Source organism: Roseibium album, assembly GCF_965233825.1.
GTDB lineage: Bacteria > Pseudomonadota > Alphaproteobacteria > Rhizobiales > Stappiaceae > Roseibium > Roseibium album.
Genome location: NZ_OZ247583.1, coordinates 4,923,855 through 4,948,122, shown reverse-complemented (window position 1 = coordinate 4,948,122; position 24,268 = coordinate 4,923,855). Strand labels below are relative to the sequence as shown.

30 protein-coding genes are annotated in these 24,268 nt (G+C 54.9%); 23 read left to right on the top strand and 7 right to left on the bottom strand.

Annotated features, from left to right (window positions below; translation table 11 throughout):
* The first annotated feature begins 152 nt into the window (after positions 1–152).
* Positions 153–1,568, top strand: a complete 1,416-nt coding sequence (gene mgtE, locus ACO6TI_RS22560) for a magnesium transporter (RefSeq protein ID WP_350184241.1) — start codon at positions 153–155, stop codon at positions 1,566–1,568.
* A gap of 20 nt (positions 1,569–1,588) precedes the next feature.
* Here the strand turns inward: mgtE and ACO6TI_RS22555 are convergent, their stop codons facing one another.
* Complete coding sequence (locus ACO6TI_RS22555; protein WP_422383424.1) at positions 1,589–2,296, bottom strand: MarR family winged helix-turn-helix transcriptional regulator; 708 nt, start codon at positions 2,294–2,296, stop codon at positions 1,589–1,591.
* Between the two features lie 150 nt (positions 2,297–2,446).
* On the opposite strand from ACO6TI_RS22555, the gene ACO6TI_RS22550 reads away from it, so the two are divergent.
* The 14 genes from ACO6TI_RS22550 (at position 2,447) to ACO6TI_RS22485 (ending at position 11,748) form a co-directional block, all read left to right on the top strand.
* Complete coding sequence (locus ACO6TI_RS22550) at positions 2,447–2,872, top strand: organic hydroperoxide resistance protein (protein WP_108876057.1); 426 nt, start codon at positions 2,447–2,449, stop codon at positions 2,870–2,872.
* Between the two features lie 134 nt (positions 2,873–3,006).
* Entirely contained in the window at positions 3,007–3,438 is a 432-nt protein-coding gene (locus tag ACO6TI_RS22545; RefSeq protein WP_422383423.1) for a VOC family protein, read from the top strand.
* Between the two features lie 51 nt (positions 3,439–3,489).
* Positions 3,490–4,200 carry a GH25 family lysozyme gene (locus tag ACO6TI_RS22540; protein WP_104704101.1) on the top strand — a complete coding sequence of 237 codons (711 nt, stop codon included), beginning with the start codon at positions 3,490–3,492 and terminating at the stop codon, positions 4,198–4,200.
* 88 nt (positions 4,201–4,288) lie between these two features.
* Complete coding sequence (locus ACO6TI_RS22535; protein WP_029061831.1) at positions 4,289–4,690, top strand: MerR family transcriptional regulator; 402 nt, start codon at positions 4,289–4,291, stop codon at positions 4,688–4,690.
* Positions 4,690–5,133 carry a PaaI family thioesterase gene (locus tag ACO6TI_RS22530; RefSeq protein WP_422383422.1) on the top strand — a complete coding sequence of 148 codons (444 nt, stop codon included), beginning with the start codon at positions 4,690–4,692 and terminating at the stop codon, positions 5,131–5,133. The genes ACO6TI_RS22535 and ACO6TI_RS22530 overlap by 1 nt, the downstream gene beginning before the upstream one ends.
* Positions 5,134–5,136: 3 nt before the next feature.
* Positions 5,137–5,583 (top strand): GNAT family N-acetyltransferase, encoded by a 447-nt coding sequence (locus ACO6TI_RS22525; protein WP_422383421.1) that lies wholly within the window; start codon positions 5,137–5,139, stop codon positions 5,581–5,583.
* 26 nt (positions 5,584–5,609) lie between these two features.
* Positions 5,610–6,782: an isovaleryl-CoA dehydrogenase gene (locus ACO6TI_RS22520; protein WP_196918133.1), complete on the top strand. Its 1,173-nt coding sequence runs from the start codon at positions 5,610–5,612 to the stop codon at positions 6,780–6,782.
* Positions 6,783–6,828: 46 nt separating this feature from the next.
* The gene (locus ACO6TI_RS22515; RefSeq protein ID WP_422383420.1) at positions 6,829–7,341 is read left to right on the top strand and encodes an SET domain-containing protein; all 513 of its coding nucleotides are present in this window, start codon (positions 6,829–6,831) and stop codon (positions 7,339–7,341) included.
* The gene (locus tag ACO6TI_RS22510) at positions 7,338–7,727 is read left to right on the top strand and encodes a cupin domain-containing protein (RefSeq protein WP_108876052.1); all 390 of its coding nucleotides are present in this window, start codon (positions 7,338–7,340) and stop codon (positions 7,725–7,727) included. Before ACO6TI_RS22515 ends, ACO6TI_RS22510 begins: the two co-directional genes overlap by 4 nt.
* Positions 7,728–7,804: 77 nt before the next feature.
* On the top strand, positions 7,805–8,497 hold the full coding sequence (locus ACO6TI_RS22505) for an SDR family oxidoreductase (protein ID WP_196918135.1): 693 nt from the start codon (positions 7,805–7,807) through the stop codon (positions 8,495–8,497).
* Positions 8,498–8,586: 89 nt separating this feature from the next.
* Positions 8,587–9,558 carry an agmatinase gene (gene speB, locus ACO6TI_RS22500; RefSeq protein WP_055115824.1) on the top strand — a complete coding sequence of 324 codons (972 nt, stop codon included), beginning with the start codon at positions 8,587–8,589 and terminating at the stop codon, positions 9,556–9,558.
* 26 nt (positions 9,559–9,584) lie between these two features.
* Positions 9,585–9,992: an ACT domain-containing protein gene (locus ACO6TI_RS22495; protein ID WP_422383419.1), complete on the top strand. Its 408-nt coding sequence runs from the start codon at positions 9,585–9,587 to the stop codon at positions 9,990–9,992.
* 95 nt (positions 9,993–10,087) lie between these two features.
* Positions 10,088–10,948, top strand: a complete 861-nt coding sequence (locus ACO6TI_RS22490; RefSeq protein ID WP_422383418.1) for an adenylate/guanylate cyclase domain-containing protein — start codon at positions 10,088–10,090, stop codon at positions 10,946–10,948.
* A gap of 185 nt (positions 10,949–11,133) precedes the next feature.
* Positions 11,134–11,748, top strand: a complete 615-nt coding sequence (locus ACO6TI_RS22485; protein WP_055115818.1) for an ATP-dependent Clp protease proteolytic subunit — start codon at positions 11,134–11,136, stop codon at positions 11,746–11,748.
* Between the two features lie 75 nt (positions 11,749–11,823).
* Here the strand turns inward: ACO6TI_RS22485 and ACO6TI_RS22480 are convergent, their stop codons facing one another.
* Positions 11,824–12,228, bottom strand: a complete 405-nt coding sequence (locus ACO6TI_RS22480) for a Clp protease ClpP (protein WP_055115816.1) — start codon at positions 12,226–12,228, stop codon at positions 11,824–11,826.
* Between the two features lie 447 nt (positions 12,229–12,675).
* On the opposite strand from ACO6TI_RS22480, the gene ACO6TI_RS22475 reads away from it, so the two are divergent.
* Positions 12,676–13,479, top strand: coding sequence for a YdcF family protein (locus tag ACO6TI_RS22475; protein WP_055115814.1), 804 nt, complete (start codon positions 12,676–12,678; stop codon positions 13,477–13,479).
* Between the two features lie 103 nt (positions 13,480–13,582).
* A complete protein-coding gene (locus ACO6TI_RS22470) occupies positions 13,583–14,830 on the top strand; it encodes an adenylate/guanylate cyclase domain-containing protein (protein WP_422383417.1) in 1,248 nt (415 codons plus the stop codon).
* On the opposite strand, the gene ACO6TI_RS22465 is transcribed toward ACO6TI_RS22470, so the two are convergent.
* From ACO6TI_RS22465 to ACO6TI_RS22455, 3 genes are all read right to left on the bottom strand, one after another.
* Positions 14,749–15,471, bottom strand: coding sequence for a DUF599 domain-containing protein (locus ACO6TI_RS22465; protein ID WP_055115810.1), 723 nt, complete (start codon positions 15,469–15,471; stop codon positions 14,749–14,751). The genes ACO6TI_RS22470 and ACO6TI_RS22465 overlap by 82 nt on opposite strands.
* Before the next feature lie 397 nt (positions 15,472–15,868).
* Positions 15,869–16,423, bottom strand: a complete 555-nt coding sequence (locus ACO6TI_RS22460; protein WP_422383416.1) for a hypothetical protein — start codon at positions 16,421–16,423, stop codon at positions 15,869–15,871.
* Positions 16,424–16,523: 100 nt separating this feature from the next.
* Complete coding sequence (locus tag ACO6TI_RS22455) at positions 16,524–17,408, bottom strand: NAD-dependent epimerase/dehydratase family protein (protein WP_055115805.1); 885 nt, start codon at positions 17,406–17,408, stop codon at positions 16,524–16,526.
* A gap of 121 nt (positions 17,409–17,529) precedes the next feature.
* Here ACO6TI_RS22455 and ACO6TI_RS22450 point away from each other — a divergent pair, with 121 nt between their 5' ends.
* Positions 17,530–17,964 (top strand): DUF1489 family protein, encoded by a 435-nt coding sequence (locus ACO6TI_RS22450; protein WP_055115803.1) that lies wholly within the window; start codon positions 17,530–17,532, stop codon positions 17,962–17,964.
* 26 nt (positions 17,965–17,990) lie between these two features.
* Here ACO6TI_RS22450 and ACO6TI_RS22445 read toward each other — a convergent pair whose 3' ends face one another.
* Positions 17,991–18,602 carry a WHG domain-containing protein gene (locus tag ACO6TI_RS22445; RefSeq protein ID WP_197000634.1) on the bottom strand — a complete coding sequence of 204 codons (612 nt, stop codon included), beginning with the start codon at positions 18,600–18,602 and terminating at the stop codon, positions 17,991–17,993.
* Between the two features lie 75 nt (positions 18,603–18,677).
* Here ACO6TI_RS22445 and ACO6TI_RS22440 point away from each other — a divergent pair, with 75 nt between their 5' ends.
* The 3 genes from ACO6TI_RS22440 (at position 18,678) to ACO6TI_RS22430 (ending at position 20,864) form a co-directional block, all read left to right on the top strand.
* The gene (locus ACO6TI_RS22440; RefSeq protein ID WP_422383415.1) at positions 18,678–19,319 is read left to right on the top strand and encodes a DUF2306 domain-containing protein; all 642 of its coding nucleotides are present in this window, start codon (positions 18,678–18,680) and stop codon (positions 19,317–19,319) included.
* Between the two features lie 103 nt (positions 19,320–19,422).
* On the top strand, positions 19,423–20,157 hold the full coding sequence (locus tag ACO6TI_RS22435) for a hypothetical protein (protein WP_104703978.1): 735 nt from the start codon (positions 19,423–19,425) through the stop codon (positions 20,155–20,157).
* Positions 20,157–20,864 (top strand): DnaJ domain-containing protein, encoded by a 708-nt coding sequence (locus tag ACO6TI_RS22430; protein WP_055115798.1) that lies wholly within the window; start codon positions 20,157–20,159, stop codon positions 20,862–20,864. Before ACO6TI_RS22435 ends, ACO6TI_RS22430 begins: the two co-directional genes overlap by 1 nt.
* A gap of 17 nt (positions 20,865–20,881) precedes the next feature.
* Here ACO6TI_RS22430 and ACO6TI_RS22425 read toward each other — a convergent pair whose 3' ends face one another.
* Positions 20,882–22,585, bottom strand: coding sequence for an SPOR domain-containing protein (locus ACO6TI_RS22425; RefSeq protein ID WP_422385326.1), 1,704 nt, complete (start codon positions 22,583–22,585; stop codon positions 20,882–20,884).
* Between the two features lie 610 nt (positions 22,586–23,195).
* Between ACO6TI_RS22425 and ACO6TI_RS22420 the strand changes: the two genes are divergently transcribed.
* Together ACO6TI_RS22420 and clpS are read left to right on the top strand one after the other, a co-directional pair.
* Entirely contained in the window at positions 23,196–23,528 is a 333-nt protein-coding gene (locus tag ACO6TI_RS22420; RefSeq protein WP_055116807.1) for a phasin family protein, read from the top strand.
* Positions 23,529–23,933: 405 nt separating this feature from the next.
* Complete coding sequence (clpS, locus tag ACO6TI_RS22415) at positions 23,934–24,266, top strand: ATP-dependent Clp protease adapter ClpS (protein ID WP_029061852.1); 333 nt, start codon at positions 23,934–23,936, stop codon at positions 24,264–24,266.
* Positions 24,267–24,268 lie beyond the last annotated feature (2 nt).

Genomic DNA, 24,268 nt, shown 5'->3' with positions numbered 1-24,268 from the left:
ATTCAGACCGCTTTGAATAACTGCTCAAAAGTCGCTCCGGCCAAAACGGAGAGCGCCTGTGGACCGGTGCCGCATTTGCTGTGGCGCTTTGTACCGGTAAAGGCTAGTTCTGGACAGCAGCAACGGGTAATTCAGATCGAGGGAGGCAATGGATGAGCGAAGCGGCCGAGCTTGACGTCACGCCTTCTCCGGAACCCGTAATCCCCGTGCGCGACGAGGACGAGCATCTCAATCCGGACTTCATCGCTGCTGTTGAGGCGGCGATCGGAGGAGATGACAGGGGTGCGCTGAAAGAGCTTGCCGGCGATCTGCACGAGGCTGACACCGGCGACCTTCTGGAAACACTCAATGCCGATGAACGCGCCGCCTTCATCCGATTGCTGGGGGACGAGTTCGACTATACGGCGCTGACTGAGACCGACGAAGCCGTTCGCCTACAGGTTCTGGAAGACCTGCCCAACGAGGTCATTGCAGAAGGTCTGGAAGACCTTGATTCCGACGATGCCGTCTACATTCTGGAAGACCTGGATGAAGACGATCAGGCGGCAATCCTGGAAGAACTGCCGTATGCCGACCGTGCGCAGCTCAAGAAAGCACTTGATTATCCCGAAGAAAGCGCCGGCCGGCGCATGCAGAGCGAATTCATCGCCGTTGCGCCGTTCTGGACCGTCGGACAGACCATCGACTACATGCGGGAAGCTCGGGACCTTCCGGACAGCTTCTACGAAATCTATGTCCTGGATCCGGCCTTCAAGTTGCTGGGGTCTGTTCACCTGGACAAGATCCTGAGGACCAAACGTGCCGAAAAGGTCACCTCGATCATGGAGGAGACGCGGCAGGCGGTGCTGGCAACGGAGGACCAGGAAGAGGTCGCCCGACGATTCGAGCGCTACAATCTGGTCTCCTCTGCTGTGGTTGACGAAAACGAACGCCTGGTCGGTGTTCTGACCGTTGACGATATCGTCGACGTGATTCAGGAAGAGGCGGAAGAGGACCTGCGTGCCCTGGCCGGGGTGGGCGATGAAGAGATTTCCGACACGGTCGTTACGATTGCGCGCTCGCGTCTTGCGTGGCTGGTGGTCAATCTGGGAACAGCGATTCTCGCATCTGTCGTGATCGCACTTTTTGAGGACACGATCGAGGCGATGGTCGCCCTCGCGGTTCTGATGCCTATCGTGGCGTCCATGGGCGGGAATGCCGGAACCCAGACAATGACGGTGGCCGTGCGCGGCATCGCGACACAGGAATTGGGCGCCCGGAACCTTTTGCGCGTCCTCAACCGTGAAATCCTGGTGAGTGCGGTGAACGGTGTCGCCCTGGCGCTGTTGATCGGCATAACCGCCTGGCTCTGGTTTGCAAGTCCTGGTCTCGGTGTGGTGATTGCCGGCTCAATCATCATCAACATGCTTTTTGCCGGGTTTTCCGGCCTGCTGATCCCGATTGCGCTTGACCGGCTGAACGTCGATCCTGCGATTGCTTCGAGCGTATTCGTCACGACGGTCACCGATGTCGTCGGTTTTTTTGCATTTCTGGGGATTGCAGCGCTCTGGTTCGGGTTACCGTTCTAGTCTCCCGAACCTGATTTCCGTCAGCTCGATCCGGCTGCTCGCAGATTGTCTCGCAGCTTCATGATCCTGCCTTGCAGATCCATGACCTCTTCCATGCTGGTCCCCGTGGACGAGAGGACGCAAGTGCCGAAATGCTCGGTTTTTTTCTGAAGTGCCCGACCCTTGCGGGTGAGTTTGAGAATGACCTGGCGCTCGTCCTTCGTGTTGCGCGTCCGCGTCACCAGACCCATAGCTTCCAGTCGCTTCAGCAATGGTGTCAGCGTATTGGTATCCAGTTGCAGTTTGGTGGTGATTTTTCCTACCGGCACGTTGTTGGTTTCCCAAAGCACGGTCATGGCAAGGAATTGGGGGTAGGTGAGCCCAATCTCCTTCAGCAATCCCTTGTAGACGCCGTGCATGGCATGGTTCGCCGAGTAAAGGGCGAAACAAAGATACCGATCCAGCGGCAATGGCGCCGTTGCATCCGGAATGCCGTCGTCAACAGCTGAAGAAACCGTTCCGTCGGCTCGTTCAGTTTTCCCCGACGCGTTCTCCTGGACCTCTTCAATGGGGTCCGGATCAGCACCGGATTTCCTGGAGGTTTTCGTGCGCACGGGTCGCTTGCGCGATGGCTGTCCTGAAGATGCTTTCGCTTTTTCAGACGTGTCATTTTTGGGTTTTTTGGTCTCTTCGGGCGCGGAAATACCGATCGCGTCCAACAGAGACATCTGATCTGTCGTCTCACTCATTCAAAACTTATAAGTCGTGCGCGATATGGTCGCAACATGTTGACGCTATCGCAGCCCCAGTATATGTGTGTAAAATATATCGTGCACGATATAAGTTGAAAATATTCTGATAAAAAATGTCTGTTTTTCAGACTGATAAGGAGAAACGAGATGACGGTGGAAGTTCTCTATGAGACCCGGGCGCGGGCCACGGGCGGGCGAGACGGAAAGGCCGAAACCCTGAGCGGATCGTTCAAGGTGGATCTGACGACTCCAAAGGAACTCGGTGGTGCCGGCGGCGCCGGCAACAATCCCGAGGAGTTGTTTGCGGCCGGTTATGCGGCCTGCTTCATCGGCGCGTTGAAATTCGTCGGCGGACAGGAAGGTGTCGCAATACCAGCCGGCACATCAATAACTTCGACGGTTGGTATCGGACCGCGATCCGAGGGCGGTTTCGGTCTGGAAGTTGCGCTTGAAATTTCACTTCCGGGTCTGGACGGTCAGGTGAAAGAGGACCTTGTTGCCAAGGCGCATCAGGTCTGTCCGTATTCGAATGCGACCCGCAACAACATCAATGTCAAACTGACAGTCGTGTAACGGCTCTCCCGAATGACGGGTATTCGACAACGTCCCGCATATCCGCGGGGCGTTGAGCCAAGTTCTCCGTTGATCCGAGGAGACCAGGCGCGACATGATAGTGTCGAAACAGCACGAAAGATCGAACGGACACCATGACCCGCAAACCGCCTGCCATTGCCGGCATTCTGGAAACCGCCGTCTATGTTGATGACATGGAAGCCGCACATACTTTTTACAGCAATGTCCTGGGCCTGGAACGTATGGTGGCCGGTGACAGGCTCTTTGCCTATAACGCAGGCCCGGCCCAGACGTTGCTCGTCTTTCATCGCGGCCATACCGGGGAAGATGTTGCGACGCCGGGTGGGGTCGTCCCCGGGCACGATACGGCCGGGCATGGTCATTTTGCGTTTCATATATCGACGGATGAGTTACAGGCCTGGCGCGAATACCTGAAGCATCATGACGTTTCGGTCATCAGCGAAGTCGTCTGGCCTACCGGTGGAACGAGCCTTTATTTCAAGGATCCCGACGGCAACATCCTTGAATTGGCTGCACCGCCGCTCTGGCCGAATTTTCTATCGTGAATTTTAAGAAATTTCCGGCAAGTTCGTGTCGCCTAGGGTGTGGGTGGCAATATGAAGTTCTTGCAGGCAATTTTTCGCACGGTGTTCTACGTTGTGGTCGGAGGCGTTATTTCGATCGCAGGAGCAGCGTTTTTTTTCATGAACTGGGAACCGGACCGGGACGAATTTCCGAAACGCGGCATCGACGTTTCACATCATCTCGGTAAAATCGACTGGAACAAGGTTTCTGCTGACGATGTCGCCTTCGTCTACATGAAGGCCAGCGAAGGTGGTGACTTCAAGGACAGTGCGTTTGTGCAGAACTGGGCTGGTGCCGGAGCGGCCGGACTGGCCAGAGGTGCCTATCATTATTTCAGCCTGTGCAAGCCGGGGCAGGAACAGGCGGAAAACTTTCTGAGCGTGCTGCCGGATGACCCACAGATGCTGGCGCCGGTCCTGGATCTTGAATTTACGGGAAACTGCACCAAGCGCCCGCCGGTAGACGAGGTTCTTCAGGAGATCTCGGATTTCGTTACCCTGGTTGAGAGGTCGGCAGGAAAACAGGTCATTTTTTATGCGCCGGAGGAGTTTTTCAGGACCTATCTCAAGGGACAGGGTCTGAACCGGCGTTTGTGGACCCGCTCGATCTGGCACTCGCCCTCCTACACCAAGGACTGGATCCTCTGGCAGTATCAGGACAGCGGAACGATTGAAGGCATTTCAGGCAATGTCGATATGAATGTGCTGAATGCTGACTTGACCATCGATGAACTGCGATCATAGAAGTTAAATTATTGAATATAATAGAAAAAAATTGATCTATTGACTTTAACGTAAAAAGACTGAAATGTGCCGGCAACAAGGAGCGGGCATGCAGCGCTATTTCACGATAACCCAGCTGACACAGGAATTCGACATCACGACGCGTACCCTGCGTTTCTACGAGGCGCAGGGCCTGGTGTTACCTCAGCGACGTGGCAGACAGCGTCTGTATACGCCAGGGGACAGGACGCGCATCAAACTCATCTTGCGTGGCAAACGGCTCGGTTTTTCCCTGAATGAAATCAAGGAAATGATCGAGATGTACGGCAGCTCACCGGGTGAAACCGGACAATTGCGACTGCTGCTTGAGAGAATCGCCGCGCGTCGAGAGGAACTGCTCGAAAAACAGCGGGACATCGAGCTCACCTTGCTCGAACTCGACGAGGTTGAAAGCGGTGCGAAGGCGCGCATGAGCGAACTGCATACCAAGATGCATGTGGAGACCGAGTGATGGATCTCAACCCCAGAGACCCTGTCTGGAACACCCGCGTCAGGAACAGTTTCGCTGCTCAGGACTTCATGACGCATCTGGGTGCGGAACTGGTGCATCTTGCACCCGGTGCCGTTGATATTGAACTGAAGATGCGCCGGGAACTGACACAACAGCACGGTTTTTTCCACGCCGGGGCAACATCTTCGATTGCCGACAGCGCTGCCGGTTATGCTGCGCTTTCCCTGTTCGCTGCGGACTTCGGTGTTCTCACCAGCGAATACAAGATCAACCTGCTGAACCCGGCGAACCAGCCAGTCCTTCTGGCCAGGGGGCGTGTTGTCAAGCCGGGCAAGACGCTGACCATTGCCAAGGCAGATGTCTACGGGCTGGACGACGGTCTGCAGGTTCATGTGGCAACCGGCCTGTTCACATTGGTGAGCGTTTCCGGCGTAAAGGATTGATCGATGTCTGACATCTTGGTTCGAAAACTGGCGCGGACAGACAAGTCGGCGTGGCAGCAACACTGGGCAAGCTACCTGGAATTCTATCAGCAGGATCTCTCGCAAGAGGTGACCGACGGCCTGTTCGAGCGGCTGCTTTCAGCCGGGTCCCATAGTGCTTTTGTCGCGGAGAAGCAGGACCGGATCGTCGGTTTTGTCCACTTCCTGTTTCATGACAGTTCCTGGTCACTGGATCAGGTCTGCTACCTTGAGGACCTCTACGTGAGCCCGGAGGTCAGAGGGGGCGGTGCCGGCCGAAAACTCATCGAGGCCGTCTACACTGCAGCGGATCTGGAGCCTGGCGCAAACGACAAGGTCTACTGGCACACAAATCAAGACAACAAACGCGCTCAGATGCTCTACGATCGAATCGGCGAGCTGAGTGACTACATTCGCTACGTACGTTCCTGAGGACAGGTGCGTCGGGAGGTAAGATTATGATTCGCAACGATTTTCCCGGTTTCAATTTCGACCTGGGCGAAACCGCCGACATGCTTCGAGACACGGTTCGTTCCTTCAGTCAGGACCGGATTGCACCGCTCGCCGAAAAGATAGACCGCGAGGACTGGTTCCCGAGGGAAATCTGGCCGGAAATGGGTGAACTCGGCCTGCACGGCATAACCGTTGAGGAAGAATGGGGTGGCTCCGGACTCGGATATCTGGAGCATTGCATCGCGATGGAGGAAGTCAGCCGTGCGTCGGCCTCGGTCGGACTGAGCTATGGCGCCCATTCCAATCTTTGCGTCAACCAGCTGCGACGCTGGGGGCGCGAAGACCAGAAAAAACGGTATCTGGAAAAGCTGATCACCGGCGAACATCTCGGTGCCCTGGCCATGTCAGAACCAGGGGCTGGATCCGATGTCGTGTCGATGAAGCTGCGCGCCGAAAGGAAAGGCGACCGCTACGTTCTCAACGGTACCAAGATGTGGATTACCAACGGTCCCACCGCAGACACGCTGATCATCTACGCCAAGACCGACCCGGATGCGGGCCCGAAGGGAATTACCGCATTTCTGGTCGAAAAGGACTTTCCCGGATTTTCCGTTGCGCAAAAGCTCGACAAGCTGGGCATGCGTGGCTCCGATACCGGTGAACTGGTTTTCCAGGACTGCGAAGTGCCGGAAGAAAACGTTCTTGGAGAAGTGGGCAAGGGTGTCAACGTCCTGATGTCGGGTCTCGACTATGAACGCGCCGTGCTCGCAGCCGGATCCGTCGGCATCATGCAGGCGGCCATGGATGTTGTTGTTCCTTACGTGCATGAACGCGAGCAATTCGGGCAGCCGATAGGAACCTTCCAACTCGTGCAGGGCAAGGTTGCGGACATGTATGTCACGATGAACGCCACCAAGTCCTATGTGTATGCGGTTGCAAAAGCTTGTGACCGAGGAGAAACAACGCGAGAGGACGCTGCGGGGGCTATTCTCTATGCTGCGGAAAATGCAACGAAGGTCGCGCTCGACGCCATCCAGCTTCTCGGCGGCAACGGCTATATCAACGAATACCCCACGGGACGTCTCTTACGCGATGCCAAGCTTTACGAGATTGGGGCAGGGACGTCGGAAATCCGCCGGATGCTGATCGGGCGGGAGATCTTCAACAAAACCACATGATGTGAAAACAAGCCGGATTTTACCGGAGCATCGGGCAGAGGAAACGATGGGAGCGAGCTGGTTTTCGCAAAAAGTGGAAAAACGGACCAGTCCACTGGATGGTACAGGACTTTTTGCAAAGGAGAAGATCAACGAAGGTGAACTGGTTGTCGTGAAGGGTGGGCACATTTTTGACCGCGTTGCCCGCGATAGGCTGGCAGAGACGCTTGGTCCTGCTGAAATTCAGATAGGTGACAATCTTTTCATCGGACCTCTGACGCCGGAAGAAAGAGTGGGCTCGATGATGCATCTCAATCACTCCTGTGATCCCAATGTCGGGATAAGGGGACAGATCTGTTTTCATGCCATGCATGTTGTTGAGCCCGGAGAAGAACTGACTTTTGACTATGCGACCGGCGACGACGATGACTGGACAATGATCTGCCGATGCGGGTCGGCGAGGTGCAGGAACGAGATTTCCGGCAAGGACTGGAAAATCGCCGAGCTTCAAAAGCGGTATGAAGGCTGGTTTTCCGGGTATCTTCAAATGAAGATTGAAAGATCGGCGGGTGTGTCGTGAAGCAGAGCAGACTGAATGAAAAATTCGACGCGAAATCACCTGCAGGTGCCGACATCCGCTTCATCATGGATGGTCCGACCGGCAACATGATCCATTCGACGGTGCCCTCGGGGCAGATCAATCGTGCGACACGGCACAAGACAGTCAGCGAATTCTGGCATGTGCTGGATGGCAAAGGACAGATCTGGCGATCTGACGGTCACAGCGAGAGCGTTGTCGATCTCTTGCCAGGTGTTTCGATCGACATTCCCGTCGGAACCGCATTTCAGTACCGAAGCGACGACAAGGAAGTCCTGAAGTTCATCTGCATTTCGATGCCACCCTGGCCGGGTGATGACGAAGCTGAATATGTCGATGGCATCTGGCAGGCAACTGTTACTGCCTAGATTGTGACTTTTTCAGATGTATTGATCTCCACGCGCGAACTGATCGTACTGACAGAAGTTGGTTTTCGGGAACAGACATGTCTTCAAGAATTGCCCTGGTCCTAGGTTCCACAGGCGGTATCGGTTCTGCGGTCATGCGATCCCTGGATCGCTCCGAGCAGTATGATGAGGTGATCGGTTTCAGCCGCTCGACGGTTCCCGGCCTTGATCTGCTCGATGAAGCATCCGTCGAGGCATGCGCCAACCGTGCCAGATCAATTTCAGGCTCAGTCGGACTGGTTTTCGATGCGACGGGTGCGCTGACGCCCGAGGGAGTGCGTCCGGAGAAAAGCATGCGCGAGATTGATCCGGCCAATTTTGCAAGGTCATTTGCGATCAACGCGATCGGTCCCGCGCTGCTCATGAAACATTTTCTCCCGATCCTCCCGAAGGAGGACAGAAGTGTTTTTGTTACTTTGTCGGCGCGAGTGGGATCGATCACCGACAACAGGGCAGGTGGCTGGTATGCCTATCGTGCTGCCAAGGCGGCGCTCAATCAGATCGTTCGAACCGCAGCGGTGGAACTGGCGCGAAAGAAGCCCAACGCCATTTGCGTTGCCTTGCATCCGGGAACTGTTCGCACATCTCTGACGGACGGCTTCTCCAAGACTGGTCTTGAAGTTCAGGAGCCGGAGGCTGCTTCGCAGAGCCTCCTGTCGGTCATCGATGGACTTTCACCGGAACAGTCGGGTCAGTTTTTCGATCATCGGGGCGCTGTCATTCCCTGGTAAGCCGGTTTTTGTTGAAGGCTTGCCATTTTCTGACAGTAATAGAGAACCGAGCCGAATGATCCCGGCGGCGCAGTCTAAAGGTGGCTTGCATGACAGATCCGTTTTTTCATCCGGTTTCCGGGTTTGAATTACCGCGCTTTGCAGGAGTACCAACCTTCATGCGATTGCCGCATGTCGGGTTGGACGATCCGAGGATTTCAAAGGTGCAGATCGGCCTGATCGGGACGCCATGGGATGGCGGGACAACGAACAGGCCAGGTCCGCGTCACGGCCCACGGCAGCTGAGGGACGCTTCGACAATGATTCGCGCCCAGAACGGAGCGACCGGGGTAAGACCGTTTGAACTCGTCAATTGCGCCGACCTGGGCGATGTCGGTCCAAACCCGGCAAGTGTCGATGACAGCCTTGATCGCATGACGGCGTTCTATGACGAAATCGTCGCAGCCGGTATAGTTCCACTGTCCGCAGGTGGAGATCATTTGTGTTCGCTGCCGATTCTCCGCTCGCTCGCAAAGACAAAGCCGCTGGGAATGATTCACTTCGACAGCCACACCGATCTGTTCAACAGTTATTTCGGCGGCATGCAATACACGCACGGCACACCATTCAGGCGGGCCGTCGAAGAAGGATTGCTCGATCCCGCCCGCGTTGTTCAGATCGGCATTCGTGGTACCGCCTATGACTTCGAAGACCGTGACTTTGCGAAGAGCGTCGGCATCAGGGTCATTCCGATCGAGGAATTTCATGAGCGCGGTGCGGAGGATGTCATGGCTGAAGCCAGGGAAATCGCGGGAGACGGCGAGACATATGTTTCCTATGACATTGATTTTGTCGATCCGGCCTTTGCGCCCGGAACCGGCACGCCCGAAGTGGGTGGACCGAATTCCTATCAGTCAATTCAGGTCGCTCGCATGCTGGATGGCGTGAATATCGTGGGAGCGGATCTGGTCGAAGTTTCACCGCCATTCGATCAAAGTGGTGGCACCGCGTTTCTTGGGGTCTCCATCATGTTCGAGATGCTCTGCAACATGGCGCTGGCTGTGACGAAACGCGAAAACTGACAGAACATCAAGGCGATAGTCCAATCATGACCGGCGAAACAGATCTGAAAATCCTGATATCTCACATGCGGCCGATGCTTGATCCGGAGCCGTATGTTTTTTGTACGTTTGCCAACAGGACATTTGAAGACCTGGCTGAATATGCACCGGTCGCCCTCTTTGCCGAGACAGAAGGAACGACCGCGATCCTGCCCGTTGAAAGGGCACACGAATTGGGACTTGCGGATGCCGAATGGTTTCGGCGGATCACGTTAACCGTGCACTCTTCACTGGAGGCGGTCGGCCTGACGGCTGCGGTTGCCGGCGCGCTTGCGCAAGAAGGGATTTCAGCCAACGTGGTCGCCGCATTTTTCCACGACCATGTTTTCGTGCCCGCGGAAAGGGCCGATGAGGCGCTTCAGGCCTTGCGAAACATTGCAGACATGGACAAATAGGTCTTTGCGCACGATCGGCCCGAGTTCCGGTTTTTCTCTTGCAATTTGTCCTCTGGCTTCCCATTCCTAAGCATGAGCAGTCAGGGGTTTTAAGCATGCAACGGGTCAAGCGACGTCTGTCGGCCATCATGTGCGCGGATGTTGCACAGTATTCCAAGTTGATGGAGCGGGACGAAGACGGGACACTGGACCGGCTGAAAGCTTACCGGGATGTCATGTCCGCGCTAACAGACAGACACAACGGCCGGATCGTCAATACCTGGGGTGATGCCGTCATCATCGAATTCGTTTCGGTGATTGAAGCGGTTCAGTGTGCGGTCGATATTCAAAATGAACTGTCGCTTCGCAACGCGGATCTTCCGGACCTCAACAGGATGGATTTTCGCATTGGAATCAATCTCGGCGACATCATGGTCGAAGGCGATGACATTTATGGTGATGGTGTGAATGTTGCCGCGCGACTTCAGGAACTCGCCCCGCGTGGCGGGATCATGCTGTCGCAATCTGTCTATGATCAGGTCAAAGCGAAGGTTGCACTCGGTTTTGATCCGCTTGGTCCGCAGAAGGTGAAAAATGTCAGCGATCCCGTTGAAACCTACTCCGTCAGGCTGGGAGGCCGAAACGCGCCGGCAGAAACTCCTGGTGAAACAGACGGTGGGGGTGAGAGCGGCGATGCTGGGCATGACGCAGCCGGCCCGGCGAGCTGGGACAATGACACCCGCGCCGTTGCGAATGGGTTTGAACAGGCGCGACGGTGGTTGCGTGCGCAGCCTCGACGCGTGAGAACGTGCGTTTTCATGATCGGATTGTTTTTCGTCCTGAACCTTCTGACGTCGGGTCTTTCGACCCTCTGGTTCGTGTGGCCGTCGCTTCCGTTTGCCGTGATGCTGGTGTGGCATTTCGTTGTCGGACGCAAGGGTGCTTCTTTTCCGGACACCCCCCGGCACGAAGAATAACCGGCGCGCATGGACCCTTGTTCCCGATTTGATAACTCTTATCGCGCTATTCAGATTTTCAAGGTTTGCGAGGAACCGCCACTTCGCTTACACATGGACCAAACAGGCATGGCGTTTGTCTTTTCGCCAGCCCTTCAATCAGCCGGCCCGGCCGGTGCAACAGCCAAGGGAGCTTAATCCTGCGCATGAAAAACTATTCGACCCCGGTGCCAGCACGCCTCGACGATGACGATGAGGACAAATCCAAGGGCCAGCCGTCAATTCAGGTCGACAAGCACCTGTTTGAAGCGCGAACTGTTCTGATTACCGGACCTGTGAGCCAGGACATGGCGCGCGATGTTTGTGCGCGCCTTCTGGCCCTTGCACAGGTCTCCAATGATCCGATCACGGTGATCGTTTCTTCTCCGGGCGGGCACGTTGAATCAGGTGACATGATCCATGACACGATCAAGTTCATCGCACCCGAAGTGCGCATTCTCGGCATGGGATGGGTGGCAAGTGCCGGTGCATTGATCTACGTGTCAGTTCCCAAGGACAAGCGGTTCTGCACACCCAATACCCGCTTCCTCCTGCATCAACCGTCCGGTGGAGCCGGCGGCATGGCAACGGATATCGAGATCCAGGCCAAGGAAATCATCAAGATGCGGGATCGACTCAACAAGATTTTCGCCGATGCGACCGGTCAACCGATTGAACGAATTGAAAAAGATACGGACCGCGACTACTGGATGAGCCCGGAAGAAGGCATCGAATACGGCCTTGTGGGCAAAGTCGTTACGAGTGTCGAAGAACTGGGCTGACAATCGTCCATTTCGAGAACAAAACGCCGGCGCTGGATCGCCGGCGTTTTTGTTACGAGATACTACCGCGCGCTGTTAGGCGCTGATGAGTTCCTGCTCAACTGAATAGACCATGATCGGGTCGACAGGCCTCGGATCCAGAACCTGGGGCTGCAAGGCGTCCATCAAACTGCGGAACTCGGCTTCATCATTTTCATTTCTGCTGCCGGCAAAAAACACGACGACCAGGTGGTCGACAAAACGCTCGTACACATCCGTGCAAGTACAGATGGGTGACAGGAGTTCACAAACCGGCTTGCCATCGTAGAACGGGGCTCCACCGGCAAGAAAGATCAGGAATTCGGTCAGGTCGTCGGAGTGCTCAAACTCCTGACGGAACATTGTGACATCGAAACAGGGGTCCTGCTCCAGCCGCGCCTGCAAGCGTGGCATTGATCTGACGACCGCTTCGCGTCCACCGAGTTTCATATAGAGTGTCATTTGGATACCCTCGACTGTGCCTTTCAACGATGAACACAGAATGCCGCAGTTCCGTTCACGCCCCTGTGACCTTGATCACGGTTATCACCTTTGTGAAAACCGACAATTATAACTCACAGCAAAAATGAGTGTTTATCCTCCGCCGGATTGACCCGATTGTGGGAAAACGGCGGTAGCATCGCCGCATATTGTTACGTTCGAATTACAGATTTGTTTCGGTAATGTGGTCGTCGAAATCTCGAATAAAAGTGAGCATATCGCGAAAAATTATGTATTATTTTTAATATTGATAAGTGTGAATTTGCACTTGGGGAAATTATTTCCTTGAAGTCTTTGTTGGAAAACTTTTTTTTGGAAGTTCTGTTTCCGTGGACAATTTGGCCATAAAATCGTCTACTTCAAGATACTCATATTTTTGCTGAAAAATGAACGCCGTGAGCTAATTTCATGTTTTTTTATCTTGCAAAAGTCGGTTACTTTTTTATCCAGCCTTCCAACTTTTTCATCGTACTTGCATTGCTCGGATTGTCAGTTGCCGCACTTGGCATCCGACGAAAAACCGGTATCCGCCTGGCGTGGTTCGGTGTTGTAGCGTTGGCTGTGTGCGGAATTTCCCCGGTGGCCAACTGGATCATCCTGCCGCTCGAAGAGCGGTTTCCACGGCCTGCGAGCGTTGAGGGATTTGATGGAATCATAGTGTTGGGTGGCGCCGTCGATACCATTGTCACCGGAGCACGCGGGGATACGGCCCTGACGACGTCCGGCGAGAGAATCACCATTACTGCGCGGTTGGCTTCCCAGATTCCGAAAGCCGTCGTGATTCATACCGGGGGGCAGGGCTTCATCGTCGCATCACAGGCGACCGAAGCAGAAGGGGCTGCCAGATTGTTCGAGGACTTTGGTATTCCGGCGGACAGAATCATATTGGAGGACGAGTCCAGAAATACCTGGGAAAACGCCGTACTAACAAAGGTGCTTGTCGATCCCCAACCTGAACAAAGCTGGCTTCTGGTAACGTCCGCCTATCATATGCCAAGAGCAATGGGTGTATTCGAAAGAGCAGGCTGGACCGGCCTGACTGCCTATCCAGTCGACTACAGAACTCGTGGAGAAGCGGACAGAATGCTTGGATTTTCAGGCGTTTCGAAAGGGTTGAGACGGTTTGATCTGGCATTCAGGGAGTGGATTGGGCTTGTTGTCTACCGGTTGACGGGGCGCAGTGCGTCACTTTTTCCAGAACCAAAATCCTAAAGATTGCCCGGACCGTTAACACTGGTTGAAAATCACCTCTTTTACTGTCCGCCGCAATGCACCATATGATGGGTGTCTCAGGGAACAAAAAGGACGTGGGCAGATGGTCCTTGAAGCGCCGATAGTCGCGGCAGACGTCGTACAGTGGCTCTATAGTGATGCGTCGTATCTCAATGATACGCTGGAAATTGTAAGTGAAATGGCTGCGCGCCTGCGCGACGGGAATGTGCCGGTCGACAGGGCGACCACCGGAATATGGGTGGTGCACCCCAACGTGAGGGCTGAGGCTTCGGTCTGGGCCAGTGACGGTACCAAGGAGCTTCGGCTCTATACTGCCGACAACAGCTCGGACGAAGACTATCAGAGCAGTCCGATCCAACGCGTTCACCAAACCAATCAGGCCGTGAGGGTCCGGATTTCGGAGCGTCCCGAGGACGCAGAAGAGTTTCCGGTCGCGATTGACCTCCGCGAGGAAGGGTACACGGACTATATCGCGTTGCCGATGCCGTTTTCGGACGGATCAGTCAAGGTCGCAAGCTTTGCGACCAAGGCGCCGGGCGGCTTCAGGTCCGGACACATAAGCGTTTTTGAATCCCTTATCCGTCCGCTTGCACTGGTGTGTGAACTGAAAACGCTCCGAAGAACCGCGGAAACGGTTCTGGATACCTATGTCGGTCCGCGTGCGGGGTCGAAGGTTCTCGACGGAACAACGCGACGCGGACAGGGAGAGTGGATCAAGGCCGTCGTAAGCTTTGCCGATATTCGCGGTTTCACGCGATTGTCCAACACGCTTCCTGCCGACATGATCGTGAATTTCCTGAACAAGTATTTTGGTGCCATGACTGCCGCTGTCGAAGCGCATGGTGGAGAAGTGCTCAAGTTCATCGGCGATGAAGTCATGGCAATCTTTCCCTACGAGACCGAAGAGGAAGCTCGTGATGCCGCCAGGCGTGCTCTGCTTGCAGCGCGCGACACGCTTGGCCGGATTGACGAGATAAACCGGTCTAACAAATGTGCCCAGACCCCAGACTTGAGCGTTGGAATTGCACTGCATGCCGGTGATGTCTTTTATGGCAATGTCGGCAGTGAAACACGGCTCGATTTCACGGTGGTCGGTCCGGTCGTCAATCTGGCAGCCCGAATTGCGGAGCTTGCCAAGGACCTTCATCGTGAAGTTCTCGTCTCCGACGCGTTGTCAGACATCATGGGCTGCCGGTCGGGCCTGTTCGGTCGCTATCAGGTCAAGGGCTTTGACGATCCGGTTTCGGTCTACTCGCCTGATTTGCTCAGGGGGGACAAGCTGGGATACTGCCCTGACAACACGGCAACCCTGGCACGGGACACGAACTGACGACGCAGCAATACCAGAAGCACGGCCAGCGTGGTGACGGCAAAGACGAACGGGCCCGCGAACCAGCCAAGAAATCCGATTGCAAAGAACAGGGCTCTTTGGCCGCGATTGAAATGACGGCCGGCCAATACATTCAGGTCTCCGGCCTGAACGGCCATTTGCCGAATTTCGTTTTCACCCGCGTTACCCTTCTCCGGAACGGCGCCCATGACAATGCTTGCATAGTTGAAGAGCCGGTAGGCCCAGCCGAATTTGAAGAAGCTGTAGGCGAATATGAGCATCAGCCCCAGGACCTTGATTTCCCACAGCGCACGGCTGCTTTCGACCGGTATCGATAAATCGCCTGTAATCTGAACGATGCGATCGGTCGCTTCCAAAAGGGCAAAACCGCCTCCAATCGCGAGGAGCGCTGTAGACGCGAAAAAGGCTGTTCCCTGCTGCAGTCCGGTCATGATGGAAGTGTCCATGATGCGAACCTCGCGCTTGCTCATGGCGATCATCCAGCTGCGGCGGTACTCGTCCATCACGGCCGACAGGGTTCTGGTGCGCAGGGGACTGATGTCGACAATCAGGCTGAAGCCGAACCAGGCGACAAGAAACCACGCGGCCGCGGCAAGGTCCAGGTACGAAAGTGCGTGCATGCAATGACTTTCTTTTGGAAACAGAGCATTTTTAAAAAAGCATAAGCGGCTGAAAAAATGAAAGGTTTTCTGATCTGCAAAATTCAGGGGGCAGCTGCTCCTTTTTTGCGCTTGCGAAATGGTAAGGGATCGTTTACCTCCTCGCCCCAATGGCGCCATATTTCAATTTGCAGGGGACTGGCGTCTGAGAACAAGTGTAGGGATTTTATGGACGAAAACGTGCAGAAGTCTTGTTGGAGCGTCACTCTTTGGACTGTCGCTGCGGTAGGTGTCGCCTTGACGATGATCCTCCTTTTCAACGATGTGGAAAGCGCGCAACAAGCCGTCGCCGTTGCCAAGTAAGGCCAGCGGGACGTTTTCAATTGAAGGCGCAGCCGATGGCTGCGCCTTTTTCATTTCAATAACGATTTGAAGCACCTGCAGCGTTTGTCGGTGAAGAGTTCGGCCGGTTCTGTGGACCGTATACCTGACGAAACTCCACTTGGCGAACCACCGTGCGATTGCCGGGATAACTGATCAGGAGCCCGGAATACCCCGAATTTCCAAATGGCATCATCACCAAACGTGCCAGTCCGAGGTCTGGCCAGGCCAGTTCCGCACCCCAGGACGGGATATCCCGCGGAGACCAGGACGGGTTCATTGCTTCAATATCGCGCCAACGCAACAGACTTGTGCCGTCAGCATCCCAGGCGAGGCCGGCAAGACCCGCCTCAAGCGGAAAGAGCTCTATTCTCGTGCCGCCGAGGGTCAGGATCAGCGATCCGTCGGCCGGAAAACCAATGTCGACCGTGCCGCCACGCAAGCCTGTGTCAATTGCCGTTCGGGTTCCATCGAGCTCCATGAAGGCAGCGGTATTGATGATCCTGAATTGGCCCACCGGCAATTCCGGCTGGGCACTTGTCGGGATTACCAGAAACAGGAAAGCCAGAATGGTCGCGATATGTCTTGCCATGCACGGCTCCAGATTGGTGTCCGGCGCACGATAGTGTGTGACATATTTAGAAAGTGTTGGCCCGAAAACCCGCCCGGCAGCACTTTAGATTGCTGCACCGCTATCTCGACAGAGAAACGACCATGTCCTCGATCGTGGAATGCTCCGGTTGCCAGCCGGTTGCCCGAGTTGTCTGGGTGACATCGATTTTTTGGGACAACGCGTAGCCGGCGCTCCAGTCCGTTTCCGGAGGAACGGCCTTGTCGGCCTGAACCGTCTCGATTTCCAGGGGCAGACCGTGCCGGGCCGAAATGTGGGCAGCCAGATGACGAACCGAAATGCCGGATATGCTGCTTGCCATCAATGTCATTCTGAAACGGGCCTGCCGGAGTGCCAGAACGTAGAGCGCTGCCAGATCGTTTGCCTCGACAAGCGGCCAAAGCGTCTCGGAGGCCGCGCGCGTCCTGAATGGTCTGCCTGCCTTCAGTGCTTCCGTCATTTCGGCGATCGGTCCTGATAACCTGCTGCAGACGAGAGCCGGGTGGATCACCACAAGGTTCAGATCCGTGCCATGAGACAGCGTCCGGATGGTTTCCGCCATGAACCGGAAGGCAGGGACGGGGGCAAACGGGGTTTTTTCCGTGATAGCCTGTGTGCCCTGTACGGAAGGAAAGAGCCAGATGCCTCCGGTATAGATAAGCTTCAGGGGTTGTTTCCTGTGCTTGGTGGCCTGCTTGAGCGCCAGCATTGAAAGTCGGTCGATCCTGCCCATATCCGCTGCAAATGTCGCACCGGCGTGTATGACTGCGTCGCAGGACGCTGCCCTGCCAACCCAACTTTCAGCGTGTTTCAGGTCACCGGGAAAAGCGCTGGCACCGAAGGCGCGCAACTTGTCGGAGGCGGCCTCCGATCGCGCCAGAGCGATGACACGAGCCCCCTTGGAAAGCAACTCTTTGACAACGGCTGCACCGATCAGGCCGGTGCCACCGGTTACGAACACGTCCATCTTAAAAGAGAACCCTGTTCGCGAGTTGCACGCAAGTTTTTGATGTGGGGAGCTGTGCACAATCCACCGACGTTTACTCATGCCAGCTTGACCTCGCGGACAGGCCTGCTAGGTCAAAAGAATGACGTTGCATCTGGTGAAACTCTGTGTCGGCGCCGACAGCGCGGAATCTCTTCAGGCCTCGATCGATTTTCGGATCGAGCAGGCCCGGTTGGCAGGGCTGGAGGAAGTAACGACACACACCACGCGCATGGTACCGACCCGCAAGGACGATTTGCTGGAAGGCGGTTCGCTCTATTGGGTGATCAAGGGCAAGATCCAGGTTCGCCAGCATCTGATCGATATTCGTCCCTTCACGGACGATGCCGGTATCAAGAGATGCGACCTCGTGCTCGAACCAAGGTTGATCCTCACGAGATACCAGCCGAGGCGCCCGTTTCAGGGATGGCGGTATCTGAAAGCGGATGACGCACCCGCGGACATGCGGCTGGCCGCGGAGACCAAAGCCATGTCGGACGCCATGCGCCAGGATCTGACGGAACTCTGTCTGTTATGATCGCATGAAGGCATCCAACTGCCTGTTCATGTTTCGTCGTTCGGCGTCAGCGCCTTACCCAAATGCTTGAAGAGCTGGTCAAAATCCGGCCACGACCGGTCCAGTTTGGGGTTTTCCTTCTTGCGGGTCATGGAAAGCTGGGAATAACCGTGGACCAGTGACCAGACCAGGACCTCTATGTCTTCTTTCGGTGTCCCGGAGGCGACAAAAGGTGCACAAGCCTCCCGGAGGATGGCGTATGCGCGTTCGGAGTGCGAGCAGAAAAACTCGTCGTTCTCATTGAACTTCTGTCCGGAAAAGATGAACAGAAACAAAGCTGGATGATCCGACGCATAGTCGATGTAACCGTGGCAAATAGCCGACAGGCGATCCCGGGGGGAAGGACCGGCCCCGTCCAGCCGTCTTGTCATGGCCTCGCAAAACAGCTGGAAGCCACGCGCAGCGATCGCAGTCGAAAGGCCCATTATGTTTTTGAAATGATAGCCGGGTGCGGCGTGTGAAACTCCCGCCATCGTAGCACATTCTCGGAGCGAAAGGCCGTCTGCCCCCCGTATTCGCAGAAGCTCGACACCAGCGTCAATCAGTGCCGTTTTCAGATCGCGATCCGTTCTTCGCCTTGTCGTTTGTTCATCCACCATGTGACCGTCTTCATCGATTGTCTTGACAGTGTCAAGTTTGATCTTATCTTGACACTGTCAAGTTGGAGGAGAGGCATGGAACAGGTTTTGAAACTAACCGGCCGTATTGCGTTCTGGGCGAGCGTCATTTCGTCCGTTCTTGTGGCGCTTGTTTCCTACAGGTTTGTTCCACTCGGCGTGGAAATCGCCATGGATTTCGTTTCACACAATTTGGCGGGAAACAGTCTGGCGCTCTTTGCGCATATCGCCGTCGCACCGGTTGCTCTCTTTCTGATGCCGTTTCAGTTCATGTCCGGATTGCGCCGCAAACACCCCTCGCTTCACCGTTGGGTTGGACGGATCTACGTTGCGGCGGTCGTGATTTCCGGTGTTGCCGGTTTTCAGCTGGCGTTTCATTCAACGGCCGGTGTTTTCGCGAGTGCCGGATTTGCTTCGTTGGCCGTTGTCTGGCTCTGGACAACACTCGGTGCGCTGTATTTTGCGCTCACACGGCAGTTTGCCAGGCATCGCGACTGGATGCTCCGTTCCGCTGCCTTAACCTTTGCGGCGGTAACATTGCGTGTTTATCTGGGGTCATCGATGGCACTGGGCGCTGAGTTTCAGGTGGCCTACCCGATCATCAGTTGGGCGTGTTGGATACCAAATGCGATATTGGTCGAGACATACCTGCTGATGCGTGGCAGGCGAAGCTATCTGTTGGCCAATCAAACCAGGTGAATCGAAATCTCATCTAGTTTGGGATGAAGACAGCTGCTGTGCTTGCCAAATCAGACCGGCAGGCCCAATTTGAATGTATCGAGCGCAGCAGGGACGAATATGAATGGCGAAAACAGATCTGGACGCGACGGGGAAACCTGTCCGGAAAAAAGGCGATTTGCCTTCGGCCGCGTCCGATATCTCTGCCTTTCTTGAGAAAGCGAAGGAAATCGAGCCAAAAGCAGGGAGCGATGGCCGACTGATTTTTGCGCTCGACGCAACCATGAGCCGACAGCCGACCTGGGACAGGGCCTGCCACATTCAGTCTGAAATGTTTCAGGAAGCAGACCATATCGGTGGTTTGAAGATCAAGCTGGTCTATTTTCGCGGCTTTGGAGAATGCAGAGCGTCGCGCTGGTTCGAGCGCAGTGATGAGCTCGCAAAGGCCATGAGCCGGATCTCCGTTCAGGGTGGACGTACTCAGATCAGCAAAGTGCTTTCCGCGGCTCTCCAGTCAGCCGCGGACGACAAGATTGCCGCTGTGGTCTATGTCGGCGATTGTATGGAAGAAGATGTGGATATTCTTTGCGACAAAGCCGGACAACTCGGGTTGATGGGCGTACCGGTGTTCTTGTTTCAGGAAGGGCGAGACGCCATTGCGGAACAGGCGTTTCGCGAGATGGCACGCTTGTCCAAAGGAGCCTATTGTCCCTTTGATGCAGGGTCTGCACAGCAGCTTGCCGAGCTCTTGAAAGCGGTTGCGGTATTTGCAAGTGGCGGACACAACGCACTTGTGGCACTTGAACGCAAAGGCGGGCAGGGAGCCCGTCTGCTTCTGCAGCAAATCAAATCTGACTGATGTTCTATTTTCTTATCGGACTGATCCTGCTCACTGCCGTCATCTTGGGTGCGCGCAGTTTTGTTCAGGCCAATCCTGGCGATCTCGCCCGCCAGCTTCGCAAGTACGGCGGAATTCTTCTTCTTGCCCTGGGTGCCGTCTTCATGCTGACCGGGCGGTTCATGTTCGCAATACCGCTGATAGGGTTTGGTCTGTCTCTTCTTGGGGTTGCCGGTCTCGGTCGCCTGACAGGAAGCTACAAGCCGAACAAGGCATCAGGTCAAAGATCCAGGGTGCGAACTGCAATGGTCGAAATGGAACTGGATCACGATACCGGTGAAATGACCGGTCTGATTCTGGCAGGAGGTTTTCAAGGCCGCAGGCTGGACGAACTAAGCGACCAGGACCTGCTTTCGTTCTGGCAGGAATGTGGCCAGGACGAACAAAGTTGCAAGCTAGTCGAAGCTTATCTCGACCGCAGGCTTGCCGGATGGCGTGAACACTTCCAGTCTGATGGAACAGAGGGGCAGGGAAGCCCGGCGAGCTCTGGCCCCATGACAGATGAGGAGGCCTACGAGATCCTGGGGCTTTCTCCCGATGCCGGGGACGCGGAAATTCGAGCCGCGCATCGCAGGCTCATGATGCGGGTTCATCCCGACAAAGGAGGATCCGGTTTCCTCGCGGCGAAAATCAACGAGGCTAAAGACACGCTTCTCAGAAGACATTGACGACATCCGTTACGCAGTTACTGATAGATGGCGAAGCAGGCGAATTTTGCCTTTTTCAGTGTACTGCAGGCCTTGCGGGCTGCGGTCTTGTTTTTGAAGCCAACAAAGCGCGCGCGGTAGAGCGTTTGTCCGTTGGCTTCAACGGGTTCTGTGTATGGTGAACGTCCACGAAGAGCCGCTCCCGTTCTGGCCTTGGCTTTCTTCAGAAGTGCAACGGCCTGGTTCTCGGTCTCCGAAGCGGCGATCTGCACCTGCCAGCCCGGTTCGATATCCGGCGTATCGCTGGTCGCAACAGTGACGGTGTCATCCTTCGACTGGCTTTCGACAACCGGCAGCGCGGTCGCCGAGGCTGCCGCCACTTTCACGTTCGATGCAGTAACTTCGGGCGCCGGGACCGTTTCAATCTTGACCGTCTCCACAGTGATTGTTTTCGCCGGGATTGGTCGGCCTTCACTGTCTGGCTGAGAAGTGGTGCGTCTGGTCACATCTGCCCTTGCAGCGTCGAGCAGTGCTTTTTTCGAGACTGAATTCGTCGTCAGATCCAGATCAGGGCTTTCACGGCGGATTGGCGGCAGCGCGGTTGCGACTGCGAATGTCTCGTCAAAACGCTGTTTGACAATTTTGGGAGGTATTGGAACCGCGTCTCCAAAACCCGGTACAGTTACAGGCTCGGTCTTGACTGAAGCTGTGGTGACGGAGGCAACGGAAGGTGTTGGCACCGGAGCAGCGATCGGTTTTTCAGCCGCATTGAAGGCCAGAACCATCGGGGCTCCTGACGCAGGCTTCTGATTGCTACCCGGCTTTACCCTTGGCAATGGCGGTTGAGCCAGGGCCGAGGCAACAAAGATCGGTGCGCCGCTGCGCTTGGCTATCATGGGAACGGTTTTCTTGCCACGGCTTGCCTTGGACAGGTAGCGGCTGATCAGCTTGGTCATCTGGGCGTTTCTGGATGCACCGGACCTGCCGCCCATCACAACGGCAACAATCTGTCGGCCGTTCCGGTTGACCGAAGTGACGAGATTGAATCCGGATGCCCTGATATAGCCGGTCTTGATGCCGTCAACACCCTTCACACGGCCAAGAAGCTTGTTGTGGTTGCCGTAAGTGCGGCCGTTGTACTTGTAGGACCGCGTTTTGAAATAGCCGTAATACTGCGGGTAGTGTTCCTGAATCGCTCGTCCAAGGGTCGCCATATCCCGAGCAGTTGTCCGTTGGCCGGAATTCGGCAAACCATGCGGGTTCCGGAAGGTCGTCTTTTTCATGCCCAGTGACCGCGCCGTGCTCGTCATGCGTTGGGCAAACTTTTTCTCGGACCCTGAAATGTTCTCGGCAACAACTGTTGCGACATCGTTTGCGGATTTGGTCACCAGCGCAAGGATTGCGTCCTTGACCTTGATGGTTTTTCCCGGCTTCAGACCCAATTTGGATGGCGGCCGACCCGCAGCATACTTGGACACCTTCAGGCGGGAATTGAGCGTAAGGCGTCCGGCCGAGAGCTCTTCGAAAACCACGTACAGGGTCATGATCTTCGTGAGCGACGCAGGATACCGGTAGGCATCGGCAGATGATGCGTACAGTGTCTTGCCGGTTTTGGCGTCAACGACAATCCCGGCATATTTGGAATTGGCCATCGCCGTGACTGGAAGCAAGATCAGCAACACGCTGAGTACCAGAATTTTTCCCACTCGGGTTATCGCTATTGCATTGCGAAGAAAACGCATACCAAACACAGTTACTTTCCCAATCCGGGTCACACGTTTCTGATTGAAGCCTGGCGGGTTGGATCATTTCCCCCTGCGATTCAAGCCGCAGCTCCGTGATGTCCAGTTCATTTGATGGAATCACGGTTACAAATGTGTAAATGGATTGCCGAAAAAGCACTTTGAAAAATAGTTTTTTGTTAGAGTTAATCAAACGTTAATTCAAGTCTATTCGCTTTTACAAGTATTGTGTTTTGATTCAATAATACAATTGTAAAAAATTGGAAGCAAAATTCTGAATTTTTTGTTAAGATACTGATATGTGCTTTCGATTTCTGAGTTCGTCGAAAAATTGTTTTCCGAATACTCCTTGTGTGTTTTTCCTGAGCGCCGATCGCAATTGAAAGTGCACTGACAGCAGGCCACCTCAACAGCAGATGTAAAATTCGCTGATTGAGATAGTGTGGATTAATTTCTCGTAATGGTTGTTTTTGCAGTGCAAAATCGCCTTGACAGTTATTGTGCAGTGCATTACGAGAATGCCCATAGGTAACGTGATGCGCGTGCCGACTGCCAACAAGGGCCTTTGATGCAGGCCTTGCGCGCCGGTTCGCTGAAAGAGGTCAGTGAAATGATGAACAATTTTGAAGAAATGCAAAAGCTGAGCAAGGACAACATGGATATCGCCATGGCATCCTTTGGTTCGATGAGCAAGGGCTTTCAGGCGATCGCAGCTGAAGTAGCAGATTACCAGAAGAAGTCCTTCGAGGAAGGCACCGCAGCCGTTGAAAAGCTTGTTGCGTCCAAGTCCCTGGACAAGGCGTTTGAAGCGCAGGCTGACTATGTCAAAACCTCGTACGAAGGTTTTGTCGGCGAAATGACCAAGATCAGTGAAATGGTTACCGACATGTCCAAAGATGCCTACAAGCCTTACGAAGGCGTGCTTGGCAAAATGGGCAAGTAAGCCTCCCTGCTTTTTCGCCACCTGGCGGATTACGTTTCAAACCCGGCTCGATCGAGCCGGGTTTTCTTTTGTTTATCGAGATATACCCACATTTTGCCGGTTAGGCCGGAACGAAATCGCGTTCACGTGGATTTGCATATCGTTCCCACCTTTTAATCGTTTTTCAGACACCTACATTCCCGATTAACGGTGACGCTTCTGTCGGAAACAGGAGGTTCACCCGAATCTTGATGAAATCGACCATTGCGCGAGCGCGGCTTGCGCGGCAGGATTACCGGTGTAGAAAAAGATATTCGCGGAGTTGAAATCTGCGGATTGAAGAAGCCGGACCGGTTTGCATGTGCGCTCCGGCCCGGGAAACGAAAACCGGTGTTTTCCGGAATGAGAGAAGCGATAGGTAAGGCAATGTCGGCGGGTTCAGATCAAGACAATGACGGTGGTGACGCCGGAACTGTTGTCGCTACCCGAACCAAAACGGTTACCAAGCGGCCCAACCTCTATCGTGTGCTGTTGTTGAATGATGACTACACTCCCATGGAGTTTGTCATCCATGTAGTGGAGAGCTTTTTCCAGAAGAACAGGGAAGAAGCGACCCGTATCATGCTTCATGTTCATCATCATGGTGTCGGCGAATGTGGGATTTTTTCCTATGAAGTCGCAGAGACCAAGGTAACCCAGGTGATGGATTTCGCACGCAAGCATCAGCACCCTCTGCAATGCGTCATGGAAAAAAAGTGAGG